Origin of the sequence: uncultured Kocuria sp. (genome assembly GCF_947500125.1) — a bacterium.
In the GTDB taxonomy this organism is placed as follows: Bacteria; Actinomycetota; Actinomycetes; order Actinomycetales; family Micrococcaceae; genus Kocuria.
Genome location: NZ_CANMRA010000018.1, coordinates 76,126 through 90,029, shown reverse-complemented (window position 1 = coordinate 90,029; position 13,904 = coordinate 76,126). Strand labels below are relative to the sequence as shown.

Genomic DNA, 13,904 nt, shown 5'->3' with positions numbered 1-13,904 from the left:
CGCCAGATGGTCCACAGGACCTTGCCCGCGTAGGCCGCGGACAGGGCCGCCGCCACGAGCCCGGCGGCGTAGAGCCAGACCGAGGCCTCGTGGGCCCCGGCGAGCACCGCGTCCTTGGTGGCCCACAGGGACAGCGGGGCGATCCCGGCCAGGGCCAGCGCGCCCACGGTGGCGGTCACGCCCACGACGCGCCACCGGCGGCCGGCCCCGCGCAGTGCGGTGAGCTCCTCGGTGCCCAGTGCTGTCAGCCACGCCCCGGCGGCCAGGAACAGCAGGGCCTTGGTGGAGGCGTGGGCCACGAGGTGGGCCGCACCGCCGCTGACGGCGCCCACCCCGGCGGCCAGCACCACGAAGCCCAGCTGCGCCACCGTCGATGCCGCCAGCAGCTGCTTGAGCTCCCGCTGGGCCAGGGCCACGATCCCCATCAGCACCGCGGTGGCCACCCCGATCCATGCCGCGGCCGGGCCCGCCCACCCGGTGGAGGCGAGCAGCGGTTCCACGCGCAGCAGCAGGTAGCCGCCCATGGCCACCATCGCCGCCGAGTGCAGCAGCGCGCTCACCGGGCTGGGGCCCTTCATCGCCCCGGAGAGCCAGAACGAGAAGGGCAGCTGCGCCGCCTTGCCCAGCGCGGCCACCAGGATCCCGGCCGCGAGCACGTGCCGCCACGGGTCCTCCGCCGCGGGGAGGTCGGCCAGGGCCATCCCGGCGCCGCCGGCCAGGGCGGCGCCGGCGGCGATGTAGAGCCCCAGGTCCGCGGTGCGGGTCGTGACGAAGGCGGTGAGCCCGGCCGAGACGCGAGCGGAGTCCCGCCACCAGAACCCGATCAGGGCGTAGGAGGTGGCGCCCATCAGCTCCCAGGCGAACAGCAGCGCCGGAAGGCTGGCGGCCGCGGCCGTGGTCAGGGCCGCGGCGGCGAAGACCAGCATCAGCCCGTGGAAGCGGGGCCGTGCCGCCCGGATGCTGCCGGCCGCGAAGACCAGCACCAGGAGAGTCACTCCCGCGACCATCGGGAGGGTGAGTGCTGCGAGGGCGTCGACCTCCAGCGCGAAGTCGGCGCCGGCTACGAACGGGGACGACAGGGCGGGCCGGGTCAGGGCGGCAGCGACCGCCAGCACCGTGGTCACCGCGGCGGTGAGCACCGCGACCGGGGCCGCGGCCCGCTCCGCCCTGCTCAGAGCGAGCACCGCGCCCACGCTGCCAGGGAGCACCACCACGGCGAGCAGCACGGCCTGGGCCGCGGTCATCGGGAGAGCTCCTCGGCCATGTCCGTCATGTCGGTCTGCCGTCTGCGGTGCAGCAGCGTGGCCACGGCGAAGCCCATGGCCATCTCCACGGTCATGGCCGCCAGGATCACCAGCAGCAGCACCTGCCCGGAGGGGTCCGGGGCGAGGAACCACCAGAACCCTGCCGCGGCCAGGAGCACCCCGTTGATCATCAGCTCCAGGCCCATCATCACCATCACCACCACCTGCTGGGACAGGGCGCCGTAGAGCCCCACCGCGAACAGCGCGGCGGCCACGACCAGCACGGCGTCGAGGGTCATCGGCCCACCCCTCCCGGCTGCGGGTCGTCGGCCGGGCGGCGGCGCAGGTCGTCACCGAGCCGGTCGTAGCGGGTGCGGTGGGCGGCCAGGACCACTCCGGCCACGATGGTGGCGACCATGACCGGACCCACCACGGCCATGACCAGCATCTTCTCGCCCATGATCTCCAGGCCCAGCGCGTGCGTGAGGTCCTCGGGCGGGGCGCCGCGCCGCTGCGGCCACGGGACGAGCAGGGCGCCGGCGGCCAGCAGCACGAAGACCCCGGCCGAGGCGCCGATCGCGGTCTTCTTCCCGTGGGTCATGTCCATGGGCATCAGCGCCGGGTTCATGCCCATGAACATCACCATGTAGACCGCCATCACCGCCATCTCCATCACCATCATGAGGATCGTGATGATCCCCAGGTAGCTCTGGCCCAGCAGCAGGATCTGCACCCCCACGGCGATGAAGGACAGCGCCAGGGCATAGGTGGCCCGGGCCATGGAATCCACCACGAACACGAGCGCCCCCGCGGCCACCGCCACCACGGCGAGCACCCAGAACACGATTCCGACCAGCACGGCTCAGCCCTTCCAGACGACGACGAGGGACACGACCAGGTCCTGGAGCACGGCGGCCGGGAGCAGGACCACCCAGCCGATCTCCATGAACCGGTCCGGGCGCAGCAGCGGGATCCTCCGCCGCAACCCCACGAGCACCGCCAGCACCAGCAGGGTCTTCACGAGCACCCACGCCCAGTCGGGCAGGACGGGCCCGGCGCCGCCGCCGAGGAAGATCGGCACCGAGAAGGCGGCGCCGGCGGTCAGGAACAGGTAGCGCCCGGCCTGGAGGACGAGGCGGTCGACCCCCGAGAGCTCGGCCAGCACGCCGCCGCCGATGTCGGCGGCCAGGGCCGGGGCGAACGGACCCCACACGGAGAAGCCCGTCACGCCGACGAGGAAGACGAGGAACGCCACCGGCATCCAGACCACGAACCACACGCCGTCCTGGGCCGCGGCGACGTCCCCCACGGCCAGGCTGCCGGCGGCGATCGCCGGGGCCACCAGGGCGAACATCAGCGGCAGCTCGTAGGCCAGCCCGTGCGCCAGGAAACGGTAGCCGCCCACCAGGCCGTGGGCGGAGTTCGCGCCCCACCCCGCGAGCCAGACCAGCGCCCAGACCATGACGTCCACGGTGTTGAACCACACGACGCCGACGTCCAGGTCCGCCAGCGTCCACCGGCCCAGCGGGATCACCGCGATCATCAGGAACGCCCCGACCAGCATGCCCGCGCCACCGACCCGCCACAGCAGGGTGTCCGCGGCCACGGTGGTCCGGCGCCGCTGCCGGATCAGACGGGCTGTGCGGTCCAGGGGTGCCGTCCAGCCACCGCTGCCGCCCTGCGCCCGGGCCGAGAGCACCGCATCCAGGGCCACGGCGAAGAAGGCCAGGCCGCACAGGAGGATCCCCGCCAGCACGGCCCATCCGCCGGGAACGGTCGTCACCACGCTCTCAGACACTCCCCACCTCCCGGACGGCAGGATGCGGATCGAGATCCAGGCTCGCCACGGCCAACCGCACGGAGGCCAGCTCCAGTCCGGTCACCAGGTCCGGCAGCGCCGCCCACGGCACCGCGCCGTCCTCCACCGGGGCCGCCTCCGTGTCGCCGGTCTCGACCCGGATCTGTTCCACCCGGGACAGCAGCCGGTCGTGGGCGTCCCCGAGACAGTGCCGGGGCAGCCCGTGGTGCTCCAGGTCGGACGGGGCGAGCGGCAGCACGCCCCGCAGCGACCAGCGCAGCAGCCGCGACCTCCGGACCGTCCGGTGCAGGCGCTCGGCGGCGGCCCGGGCGGCGCCCTGATCGCCGTGCCGAAGGGCGTCCCGGGCGCGGCGGGCGCAGGCCGCCGCGTCCTCGGCCCCGGCGAGTGCCAGCAGCGCCATGGTCCGGTCGCACCGCACCACCGCGGCGGGCGCGGGCCCCGGGTGCGGGGCGGTCGCTCCGGTCCCGTGGTCCCCGCCGTCGTCCCCTCCGTCGTCTTTGTCGTCGTCCTCGGCGGGGTGGTCCTCGCTGTCGACGACGGAGGCGTCGGCGTCGACCACGACATCCCCCTGCAGCGAGCAGCGCAGCACGAGGCCGGCCGGCCAGAACGGCAGCACGGGACCGAGCGGGAGATGGAGCACGTCCATCTCCAGTCCGTCACGGTCCTCCCCGCCCTCGGCCAAGGGGATCCCCTCCGGGGCCATGTCCATCCCACCGTGCCCGCTGTGGTCCATGCCGCCATGACCGCCGTGGTCCATCTCGCCGTGGTCCATCTCGCCGTGGTCCATGCCCCCGTGACCCCCATGATCCGGGTCCTCGGGAATCTCGGGCTCCTGCGCCCGCTCCTGGGCGTCCGTCCGGTGATGGGGGGTGTCGAGCAGGAGCGCCGCGGCGTCGTCGAGGGCGGAGCCCACCGCAGCGGGGGAGGCGATGTCGACGCGGACGCGGGGACCGGGCATCTGCTCCCAGAGGCGCTCCACGAGCCCCGCGAGCTCGGGGCCGGGTGCGCCGCACACGGCGAGCACGTCCGCGTCCGCGGGTGTCCATGCCGGTCGCCACCCGCGGCGGAGCAGTTGGTGCTCGACCTCCATGCGGGTCGCCCCGTGTCCCGGGACCTCGACGACGAGGACCTGGGCGGCCCGGACGGCGGATCGGGCGAGGATTCCGCTCAGGCCCATCGGAAGGCTCCCTCTCGCCAGGCCCAGGCCACGGCGACGAGCAGGGCCCCGAGGAACAGGAACATCTCCACCACCGCGGAGATCCCCTTCTCGATCACGACCACGGCCCACGGATACATGAAGAGCATCTCGACGTCGAAGGCCAGGAACACGATGGAGGCGAGGTACCAGCGGGCGTGAAACCGGGACAGCGCGTGCTCCTGCGGCATCCACCCGGATTGAGCGGGCAGCACCGTCAACGGGTCTGCCGTGACGGCGGCAACGCGGTGCAGCGCGTGGAGCAGAACGACGAGCGACAGCGCCACCAGGGCCATGGCCACGATCCCGGAGTACACGACGGTCTCCTCCTTCCGCGCGGTCGGCACCTCGAACTTCGTCGTCGATCGGTGGGCGCAGACCGTCCTACCGGGCGGTGCCCTCCCACCGATCGAGACGTGTCGTCCCGGTGACCACCGCGACGGCCGGAGCACCGGCCGTCCCGGCGGTCACGTCAGCGCTGCGCCGGGCTCAGCCCAGCGCGCTGAGGAGGTCGGCGCACGCCTGCTCGCAACGGCGGCAGGCCTCGGCGCACACCTTGCAGTGCTCGTGCATGCTCGCGTGCTGCTCGCACTCGTCGCCGCAGGCCTTGCAGGCGGCCCGGCACGCCTCGAGCGCCGCACGGGTGACCTCCACGTTGTTGCCGGTCTGGCGGGAGAGCACACGTCCGGTGCTTACACAGATGTCGGCGCAGTCGAGGTTCTTGCGGATGCACGTGGTCAGATCCGCGACCATGTCCTCGGCCAGGCAGGCGTCGGCGCAGGCGGTGCAGGTCTGCGCGCACTCGAAGCAGGCGGCGATGCACTCGGCCAGCTTCTGCCGGTCGATGTCTCCCAGGCCCTTCGGGTAGGTCTCGAGCATCGAGGTCACGTGGGTCATGGTCTCGCTCCTTCGTCCGTTCTGCCATGGTGCGGACCGGTCGGAGCCGGCCCGCCATGCAACCGACAGTAAACTGCTGATCTCACGGCGTGAAGCCCTCGGCCTTGAAGATTCCGTGAAGAAATCCCGGTCACGGAGTGCGGATGGACGAGCCGGTCGGCGCCGGACGCCACTGCTGGTCACGCCGCTGCGGTGTCCCGGCCTCCGCGGGGCTCTTCGGCCTCGCTGGGCCGAGGGTCCCGCCTCCGCCGCGCCGAGAACTCAGAAGGTGCGACGGGAGACCGCGGGGGCGCTCTTGCGGGTCATGGGACTGCCTCCTGGGTCGATGGACGGCGACGCGGGCCCTCGGCCCCGGCGCCGGAGGCCGGCCGCCCCACCGGCACGGCGGACCCCGGTGCCGGGGCCGAATTGACCATGGTTCTCATTTTCCTGAGAATGGATCTCATGAAATCTTCCTCTCCTCCGCCGGTGACGGCTCGTGCGGACCGCTCGGCGATCCGCACGGAGGACCTCACCGTGGTCCTGGGCGCCGCTCCGGTGCTGCGCGGGGTGGACCTGACCGTGGCCGACGGCGAGGCCGTGGCCCTGATGGGCGGCAACGGCTCCGGGAAGTCGACCCTCATCAAGTCCCTGCTCGGCATCGTGCCCATCGACTCCGGCGAGGCCCGCCTGTTCGGTGCCGACGTCACCGGTGCGCGCCGGGCCGTGCCGTGGTCGCGCATCGGGTACGTCCCTCAGCGCGTCGGCGTCGGCGCCGGGGTGCCGGCCACCGCACTCGAGGTCGTCGCCTCGGGGCTCACGGGGCACCGCCGCCTGCGCCCGGGCGCCGGCGCCCGGCGCGCGTGCCTCGACGCCCTGGAGCAGGTCGGGCTGGCCGACCGGGCGCGCGAGAGCGTGGCGATCTTCTCCGGCGGGCAGCAGCAGCGGGTGCTGATCGCCCGGGCACTGGTGCGCCGGCCCCGGCTGCTGCTGCTGGACGAGCCCCTGTCCGGGGTGGACCAGGTCTCCAAGGAGGCCATGGCCCGCATCCTCACACAGCTGCAGGCCGACGGCACCACGCTGCTGATCGTGCTCCACGAGCTGGGCGAGCTGGCCCCTCTGCTGGACCGCGCCGTGGTGCTGCGCCAGGGACGCATCGTCCACGACGGCAGTCCGCCGCTGCCGGCTCCGGGGCACGACGCCCCCGATCACGAGCACCTGCACCCCCACGGGGACGCGCCCTCCGCCGTTCCGACAGCCCCCGATCTCCACGGAAAGCCGCAGTGACCATGCTCGAGACTCTCGCCGCCATGCTGGCCAGCCCGCTGATGCAGCGCGGTCTGCTGATCGCCGCCCTGGTGGGCATCTCCGCGCCGGTGATCGGCACCTACCTCGTCCAGCGGCGCCTGGCCCTGCTCGGCGACGGCATCGGCCACGTGGCCCTGACCGGGGTGGCCATGGGCTGGCTGGCCGGCTCCGCGGCCGGGCTCACCCCGCACGACTCGCTGGCCGTTCCCGGGGCGGTGGTCGCAGCGGTCATCGGCGCGGTGCTCATCGAGGTGATGCGCACCAAGGGGCGCACCAGCGGCGACGTGGCGCTGGCCCTGCTGTTCTACGGCGGCATCGCCGGCGGAGTGCTGCTGATCGGGCTGGCCGGCGGTACGTCGGCGAACCTCACCGGCTACCTCTTCGGGTCCATCGCCACGGTCACCCCCCTGGACGTCTGGCTCACCGCCGGGCTGGCCGCGGTGGTCCTCGGACTGGGGCTCGGACTGCGCCCGGCGCTGTTCTCCCTGTGCCACGACGAGGAGTTCGCCCTCGCCACCGGGCTGCCGGTCCGGGCGCTGAACATCATGGTGGCCGTCATGGCCGCCTTCACCGTCTCCGTGTCGATGCGCGTGGTCGGCGTCCTCCTGGTCTCCGCCGTGATGATCGTCCCGGTGGCCGTGGCCCAGCTGGTCACCCGCTCCTTCGCCGGAACCATGGGCACGGCCATGGCCGTCGGGGCCGGGGTCTGCGTGACCGGCCTGTCCATCACCTACTTCCACCCGCTGTCCCCCGGGGCCACGATCGTGGTGCTGGCCATCGCCTGCTACGTGCTGGCGCTGATCGCCCGCCCCCTCCTGGGGCGCGCCCGGCGCCACGGCGCACCGCACGGCGCCGATCGCCTCCACGACGTCGAGGACGACCTCCAGCTGCGAGGAGCATGACCATGTCCCGGACCACTCGGCAGCGCTCCGCCCTGATCGAGCTGCTCGCCCGCACCCCCGAGTTCCGCTCGGCCCAGCAGCTCCACGCCATGCTGGGGGAGGAGGGGGAGTCCGTCTCCCTCGCCACCGTCTACCGCAACCTCAACGCCCTGGTCGAGGCCGGGGAGGTCGACTCCCTCGCCGCCCCGGGAGGGGAGACCCGGTACCGCCGGTGCCGGCGCACCGAGCACCACCATCACCTGGTGTGCCGCCGCTGCGGCCGCACCGTGGAGGTGGCCGAGACCGCGGTCGAGCGGTGGGCCACCCGGACCGCCCGCCGGCACGGGTTCACGGAGGTCTCCCACGCCATCGAGCTCCACGGGATCTGCGCCGCCTGCCGGCCCGCCTTCTGAGCGTCCGCGCGCCGGAGGTTTTTTTGACAATCATTCTCAGGTTGTCTGAGAATTGTTCTCATGATCCTGTCGCGCGCTCTCATCGCCCCGCTGTCCCTGGCCGCCGCTCTCGCGCTGTCCTCCTGCGCCTCCGGCTCGGGCGACCCCTCGGCCGGCACCGCGGGTGACGCGGGGGAGGGGCTGACCGTGCAGGCCTCCTTCTACCCGCTGCAGTACGTCACCGAACGCGTCGGCGGGGACCTCGTGCAGGTGGAGTCGTTGACCCCCGCCGGGGCCGAGCCGCACGACCTGGAGCTGTCCCCGGCCGCCGTCGACGGGCTGCGCACCGCGGACGCAGTCGTGTACCTCTCCGGGTTCCAGTCGGCGGTCGACGACGCCGTGGCCCAGGCTGCGCCCGAGCACGCCCTCGACGCGGTGCACGCCGGCGTGGAGGGCGAGGAGGCACACTCCGCCGAGGAGCACGAGGAGGCCGAGGCGTCCCACAGCGAAGAGGGCCACCGTGACGGGGCGCCCGTCGAGGAGCCCGCCGGTGACGACGGGCACGGCCACGAGGGAGAGGACCCGCACTTCTGGCTGGACCCCGCCCGGCTCGCCGCGGTGGCCACGGAGGTCGCCCACGAGCTGGCCGAGGTCGACCCGGACAACGCCGCGGCCTACGAGTCCAACGCCGAGCAGCTGACCACGGAGCTGGCCGCCCTGGACGAGGAGTTCGCCGCGGGACTGGCCACGTGCGAGCGGAACACCATCGTGGTCTCCCACGACGCCTACGGGTACCTGGCGGACAAGTACGACCTGGAGCAGGTGGCCATCGCCGGTCTGGAGCCCGACACCGAGCCCTCCCCGGCCCGGCTGGCCGAGATCGGCGAGGTCGTCGAGGCCGAGGGCGTCACCACGGTGTTCTCGGAGTCCTCGGTCAACCCGAAGGTCGCCGAGACCCTGGCGGCCGAGCACGGGATCGAGACGGCAGTCCTGGACCCGGTGGAGAGCCAGGTCGACGAGAACGCCGACTACCAGCAGGTCATGCGCACCAACCTCGAGGCGCTGCGCGCCGCGCTGGGCTGCGCCTAGACGTCCGGCCCCGTCAGGGCGGCGACGGCGGCACCGGCGGCACCGCCGGCGTGCCGGCCACAGCGGCCGGGACGGTCACCTCCGGGCTGCTGCGTCGCCGCCGCCGTCGGGACGGTCAGTGCCTTCGAGGGTCCGCCCTGCTACAGTTCATGTGCACGTAGGCGCACACGTGCACGCGAGGAGGCGGCATGCTGAGCTTTCTGGGCGACCGGGTCTACCGACGGCTGTTCACCGCCCAGGTGGTGGCCCTGCTCGGCACCGGACTGCTGACCGTGGCGCTGGGGCTGCTGGCCTTCGACCTGGCCGGAGCCCGCGCCGGGGCGGTGCTGGGCACGGCACTGGCGATCAAGATGATCGCCTACGTGGGAGTGGCCCCCGTGGTCAACGCCGCGGTGGCCCGACTGCCGGTGAAGCCGGTGCTGGTCGGGGCCGATGTCCTCCGGGCGGCGATGGCCCTGTGCCTGCCGGTGATCACCGAGGTGTGGCAGGTCTACGCGGTGGTGTTCGTGCTCCAGGCGGCCTCGGCGACCTTCACGCCGGCGTTCCAGTCGGTGATCCCGGCGGTGCTGCCGCGGGAGCGCGACTACACGCGCGCGCTGTCCCTGTCGCGGCTGGCCTACGATCTGGAGGCCCTGGTCAGCCCGGCACTGGCCGCGGTGGCGCTGACCGTGCTCAGCTACCACGACCTGTTCCTGGGCACCGCCGGAGGTTTCGTGGCCTCCGCTGTCCTGGTGCTCGCCGCGGCGGTGCCGGCCGGAGCGGCAGGACGTGGAGAACAGGGCTCTCTGTGGCACCGGACCACTCTGGGAGCCCGGATCTTCCGGGGCACGCCCCTGCTGCGCTCCCTGCTGGCCCTGGATCTCGCGGTGGCGGCCCCGACCGCTCTGGTGCTGGTGAACACGGTGGTTTACGTCCGCGAGGTGATGGGGCGTCCCGAGACGGATCTGGCGCTCGCCCTCGCGGCCTTCGGCATCGGGTCCATGGTGGTGGCGCTGTGCGCTCCTGCGGCCCTGGACCGGTTCGGCAACCGGGCGGTGATGCTCACCGGCGCCGGCGCCATTCCGCCGGTGCTGCTGGCCACCACGCTGCTGTCCTTCCGGGCCGGCGCGGACACCGGGTGGTGGGCACTGCTGGGCCTGTGGATGCTGCTGGGCGCGGCCACCTCGGCAGTGCTGACGCCCTCGGCCCGCCTGCTGCGCGACGCCTCGGACGAGACCACCCGGCCGTACGTGTTCACCGCCCAGTTCTCGCTCTCCCACGCCTGCTTCATCGTCACCTATCCGGTGGCCGGGTGGATCGGCGCCTCCGCCGGGCTGGGCTGGTCGGCGGCCGTGCTGACAGCGATCGCCGTGGTCGGGGCCGGGGTCGCGACGGCCTCCTGGCCTCGGGACCCAATGCGCTCCAGTGTGGTGGGGGAGGATGGGGACCGTGAACACCACGACTGAGACCACCACGGGCGCCGCGTCCCTGCGTCACGAGGCGGCCCCGGACCCGGAGCACCTGGCGGCCGCGACCGCAACACTGCGGTTGCTGGCCGAGCCGACCCGCCTGCACCTGCTGTGGCTGCTCACCCACGAAGCACGCAGCGTCACCGAGCTCACCCGGGCGACGGGGGCGCCGCGCACCGTGGTGAGTCAGCACCTGGCCAAGCTGCGGCTGTCCGGGATGGTCGACACGCACAAGGCCGGCCGGCACGTGATCTACTCCGTGCCGGACGGTCACCTGGTCCGTCTGATCCGCGAGATCGTCAACCACGCCGACCACCGGATCACCGGCGAACCCGTCCACGACTGACCTGTGCCCAGCCGCCCGGCCCCGAACGGGCGCCTCGAGGAAGGAGCCACCATGTCCTCACCGCCGACAGGCCGCGTCCTGGTGGTCGACGACGAGATCGACCTCGCGCAGCTGGTCGCAGGCTATCTGCGCAAGGCCGGGCTGGAGGTCGCCGTGCGGCACGACGGCGCCGAGGCCGTGGCCGCGGTGCGGGAGTTCGCCCCGGACGTGCTGGTGCTGGATCTGGGGCTGCCGGGGATCGACGGGATAGAAGTGTGCCGTCAGGTGCGGACCTTCTCGGACTGCCACGTGCTGATGCTCACCGCCCGCGACGACGAGGTCGACAAGATCGTGGGCCTGTCGGTGGGCGCCGACGACTACGTCACCAAGCCGTTCAGCCCGCGCGAGCTCGTGGCCCGGGTCCAGGCCATGCTGCGCCGGGCCCGCGCACAGCCTGCTCCTGGGGCACCCCCCTCGCAGGAGCAGGAGCTGGTGATCGGTGACCTCGTGGTGGACGAGGACTCCCGCGAGGTCCACCTGGGCGGGGAACCGGTGGTGCTGACGCGGATCGAGTTCGACCTGCTGGCCGCGCTGGCGGCCCGCCCGCAGCTGGTGCTCTCCCGCCGGCAGCTGGTGGAGCTGGTCTGGGACACGGCTTGGACCGGGGACGCGCACCTGGTGGACGTGCACATCGGGCGGATCCGCAAGAAGCTCGGCGACGAGGCAGCCAGCCCGCGGTTCATCCACACGATCCGCGGCATCGGCTACCGGATGGGCACCGGGCGATGAGTACCACCGCCACCGGCCGCACCCGGGCCTGGGGGCCGCTGACCGTGCGGCTGATGCTGGCCCAGACCGCGGTGCTGCTGGTGGGGCTGCTCATTGTGGTCGTGACCGCGGTGCTGGTCGGGCCGACCATGTTCTACCACGAGCTCATCGAGGCCGGTCACGCCGATGAGGCCCTCGGGCTGGTGCACCTTCAGGACGCCTTCCGCTCGGTGAGTCTCACGGCCCTGGCCATCGGCGGGTTGCCGGCGCTCTACATCGCCGGGATGCTCACCTTCTACCTTTACCGCACGATCGGGCGGTCCCTGGCCTCTTTCAGCACCGCCGCCGGTGAGGTGGCCGCGGGCAACTACGACGTGCGCGTCACCTCCACCAAACTGGGCCCGGAGTTCGACGCCCTGGCCTCCTCCTTCAACGAGATGGCGGCCAAGCTCAGTGCGGTGGACACCACACGGCGCCAGATGCTGGCCGATCTGGCCCACGAAATGCGCACCCCGCTGGCCAGCCTCAAGGGCCACCTGGAGGGCATCGAGGACGGGGTGGTCGAACTCGACGAACACACCACCGGGATCCTCAACGCCCAGATCACCCGCCTGGAGCGCCTGGCCCGCGACATCCGCCAGCTCACCGCCGCCGAGGAGGGCATGACCCGCCTGCAGCTCACCTCCCAGGACCCGCAGCACCTGGCGGCCCAGGCGGTCGCGGCCATCGAGCCCGACGCCGTGGGCAAGGGCGTGTCGATCACCTCCGTGAGCACCGGTATGGAGGTCACCGCGCTGCCGCTGGACCCGGAGCGGATGGGCCAGGTGCTGAGCAACCTGCTGGAGAACGCCCTGCGGCACACCCCTCCCGGGGGCACCATCGTCCTGCGCACCGACCACGCCCCGGAGGCGGTCACCTACACGGTCACCGATTCGGGGGAGGGCATCAGCGCGGAGAACCTCCCGCACGTCTTCGAGCGCTTCTACCGCGCGAACACCGGCCGGGAGGCCCACCGCGGCGGCTCGGGGCTGGGGCTGGCGATCAGCAAGGCCCTGGTCGAGGCCCAGGGCGGGACGCTGGAGGCCACCAGTGACGGTCCCGGTCACGGGGCCAGCTTCCGGATCCACCTGCCCCGCCACCGGCCCGCCGAGCGGACGCCCGGACCCGAGGCCTGAGCACGACGACGGGCCGTACCCGCCCCCCGAGCCTCGGGGCCTGGTGACGGGCACGGCCCGTGGGGGTGCAGCGTCGAGCTACCCGTGCAAGGTCCCCGACCTCCCGGAGGTCCCGCCGAGCACGGCCCGGCGGGTGCCCTTCACGGACAGCCCGATCACCCGCTCCAGCGGGCCCTGGCCCAGGGCCCGGTGCCAGGCCACCGCGAACAGGGCCGCGACCACCAGGTGGAGGACGTACCAGAGGTAGGGCTGGTCGTAGTGGGCCTCGAAGGACAGGGCCACCAGGTGGGCGGTGTAGAGGGTCAGGGTCATGACCCCCATCGCTGAGAGCGGCAGCAGCCAGGCCTCGGCCTTGCGGGCGATCAGCAGGAAGGCCCCGAGAACGGCCAGGCTCACTCCCAGGCTGGCCGCGATCGCCAGCGGGGTGTTGGTGTGCGGGGTGGCGATCGCCAGCCACCACACCGTGGAGGTGGGCAGGGAGTCCGGTCCCCAGATCAGGACCTCGGCCAGTTCTTCCTCGCCCATCGCCGAGGCGTCCAGCAGCCGCTGGTAGCCGCCGAAGGCGTAGAGCAGGAAGTAGGAGGTGGCCTGGGCGAAGATCGCCACCCCGATGCCGGTGACCAGCAGCCGGATCTGGACCTCGGACTTGCGCAGGTTGAGCCGGCCCAGACCCATCCCCACCAGCAGGTAGGTCATGTACGGGAGGGCCGGGTAGGACCCGGTGAGCAGCAGCTGGGAGGCCGTGGCCCCGGGCTCGGCGAGCACGGTGGTCAGCGTCGGGTTGTAGGAGCTCCAGGCGGGCAGCTCGTTGAGCAGACCCTGCATCAGCAGCGGGGACACCAGGCCGAAGACCGCCGCACAGATGAAGAGCACCTTCGGGCCGGCGTGCAGGAAGGGGATCGCCAGCAGGAAGAACATCCCGTAGTAGATGAGGATGTTGTAGGCGGGCGGGTCCTCGGGCATCAGGGTGCCGATCCACAGCCCCACGATCGCGATCAGCACGGCTCGCACGGCCAGCCCGATCCGGTCGGCGGTCATCGTCCTGCCCTCGTGCGGGTGGCGCCCGCCGGAGGTCAGCGCCAGCCCGACCCCGGCCAGCAGGGCGAACAGGGCCGCGGAGTCCCCGGAGAAGATCCGCCAGGTGACGCTGGCCTCCCCGGTCTCCTCGTTCCAGGACGGCAGGATGTGGATCGCCATCAGCCCGATCAGTGCCAGGCCCCGGGCCGCGTCGATGCCCACCAGCCGGCGGGTGGGCCGGATCAGTGCATGATCCAGTCCCCCTGGATCGGTTTTCTCCGCTCGTGGCATGACGCTCATGACTCCCCCTGTGGTGCCGGCCCCCTTCGGGGCCGGTGACGTGTGCGGCCCGTGGGGCCGTGTCCAT

Annotated in this window: 16 protein-coding genes; 8 read left to right on the top strand and 8 right to left on the bottom strand. The window is 72.8% G+C overall.

Annotation, left to right across the window (positions count from 1 at the left end):
• From Q0817_RS12880 to Q0817_RS12850, 7 genes are all read right to left on the bottom strand, one after another.
• On the bottom strand, nt 1–1,244 hold a 1,244-nt coding region (locus tag Q0817_RS12880; RefSeq protein WP_298588650.1), incomplete at its 3' end, for a proton-conducting transporter membrane subunit.
• Complete coding sequence (locus Q0817_RS12875; RefSeq protein WP_298588647.1) at nt 1,241–1,543, bottom strand: NADH-quinone oxidoreductase subunit K; 303 nt, start codon at nt 1,541–1,543, stop codon at nt 1,241–1,243. The genes Q0817_RS12880 and Q0817_RS12875, both read right to left, overlap by 4 nt.
• Entirely contained in the window at nt 1,540–2,103 is a 564-nt protein-coding gene (locus Q0817_RS12870) for an NADH-quinone oxidoreductase subunit J (RefSeq protein WP_109267942.1), read from the bottom strand. Before Q0817_RS12870 ends, Q0817_RS12875 begins: the two co-directional genes overlap by 4 nt.
• 3 nt (nt 2,104–2,106) lie before the next feature.
• Entirely contained in the window at nt 2,107–3,042 is a 936-nt protein-coding gene (locus tag Q0817_RS12865) for an NADH-quinone oxidoreductase subunit H (RefSeq protein ID WP_298588641.1), read from the bottom strand.
• Nucleotides 3,035–4,240: a hypothetical protein gene (locus Q0817_RS12860; protein ID WP_298588637.1), complete on the bottom strand. Its 1,206-nt coding sequence runs from the start codon at nt 4,238–4,240 to the stop codon at nt 3,035–3,037. Before Q0817_RS12860 ends, Q0817_RS12865 begins: the two co-directional genes overlap by 8 nt.
• Nucleotides 4,231–4,605 (bottom strand): NADH-quinone oxidoreductase subunit A, encoded by a 375-nt coding sequence (locus tag Q0817_RS12855; protein WP_298588634.1) that lies wholly within the window; start codon nt 4,603–4,605, stop codon nt 4,231–4,233. Before Q0817_RS12855 ends, Q0817_RS12860 begins: the two co-directional genes overlap by 10 nt.
• A 142-nt stretch (nt 4,606–4,747) precedes the next feature.
• The gene (locus Q0817_RS12850) at nt 4,748–5,155 is read right to left on the bottom strand and encodes a four-helix bundle copper-binding protein (RefSeq protein WP_298588599.1); all 408 of its coding nucleotides are present in this window, start codon (nt 5,153–5,155) and stop codon (nt 4,748–4,750) included.
• A gap of 444 nt (nt 5,156–5,599) precedes the next feature.
• Here Q0817_RS12850 and Q0817_RS12845 point away from each other — a divergent pair, with 444 nt between their 5' ends.
• The 8 genes from Q0817_RS12845 to Q0817_RS12810 all read left to right on the top strand — a co-directional run bounded on the left by Q0817_RS12845 (nt 5,600) and on the right by Q0817_RS12810 (nt 12,520).
• The gene (locus Q0817_RS12845; RefSeq protein ID WP_298588586.1) at nt 5,600–6,421 is read left to right on the top strand and encodes a metal ABC transporter ATP-binding protein; all 822 of its coding nucleotides are present in this window, start codon (nt 5,600–5,602) and stop codon (nt 6,419–6,421) included.
• Nucleotides 6,422–6,423: 2 nt separating this feature from the next.
• Nucleotides 6,424–7,344, top strand: a complete 921-nt coding sequence (locus tag Q0817_RS12840) for a metal ABC transporter permease (RefSeq protein WP_298588571.1) — start codon at nt 6,424–6,426, stop codon at nt 7,342–7,344.
• Nucleotides 7,341–7,736 carry a Fur family transcriptional regulator gene (locus tag Q0817_RS12835; RefSeq protein ID WP_298588557.1) on the top strand — a complete coding sequence of 132 codons (396 nt, stop codon included), beginning with the start codon at nt 7,341–7,343 and terminating at the stop codon, nt 7,734–7,736. The genes Q0817_RS12840 and Q0817_RS12835 overlap by 4 nt, the downstream gene beginning before the upstream one ends.
• A gap of 60 nt (nt 7,737–7,796) precedes the next feature.
• Nucleotides 7,797–8,804 (top strand): metal ABC transporter substrate-binding protein, encoded by a 1,008-nt coding sequence (locus Q0817_RS12830; RefSeq protein ID WP_298588546.1) that lies wholly within the window; start codon nt 7,797–7,799, stop codon nt 8,802–8,804.
• Between the two features lie 188 nt (nt 8,805–8,992).
• Nucleotides 8,993–10,249 (top strand): MFS transporter, encoded by a 1,257-nt coding sequence (locus tag Q0817_RS12825; RefSeq protein WP_298588529.1) that lies wholly within the window; start codon nt 8,993–8,995, stop codon nt 10,247–10,249.
• A 22-nt stretch (nt 10,250–10,271) separates the two neighbouring features.
• Nucleotides 10,272–10,598: a helix-turn-helix transcriptional regulator gene (locus Q0817_RS12820; RefSeq protein ID WP_298588669.1), complete on the top strand. Its 327-nt coding sequence runs from the start codon at nt 10,272–10,274 to the stop codon at nt 10,596–10,598.
• 51 nt (nt 10,599–10,649) lie between these two features.
• Complete coding sequence (locus Q0817_RS12815; RefSeq protein WP_298588517.1) at nt 10,650–11,366, top strand: response regulator transcription factor; 717 nt, start codon at nt 10,650–10,652, stop codon at nt 11,364–11,366.
• The gene (locus tag Q0817_RS12810) at nt 11,363–12,520 is read left to right on the top strand and encodes a cell wall metabolism sensor histidine kinase WalK (protein WP_298588503.1); all 1,158 of its coding nucleotides are present in this window, start codon (nt 11,363–11,365) and stop codon (nt 12,518–12,520) included. The genes Q0817_RS12815 and Q0817_RS12810 overlap by 4 nt, the downstream gene beginning before the upstream one ends.
• A gap of 78 nt (nt 12,521–12,598) precedes the next feature.
• Here the strand turns inward: Q0817_RS12810 and Q0817_RS12805 are convergent, their stop codons facing one another.
• A complete protein-coding gene (locus tag Q0817_RS12805) occupies nt 12,599–13,837 on the bottom strand; it encodes a heparan-alpha-glucosaminide N-acetyltransferase domain-containing protein (protein WP_298588491.1) in 1,239 nt (412 codons plus the stop codon).
• Nucleotides 13,838–13,904: the final 67 nt, after the last annotated feature.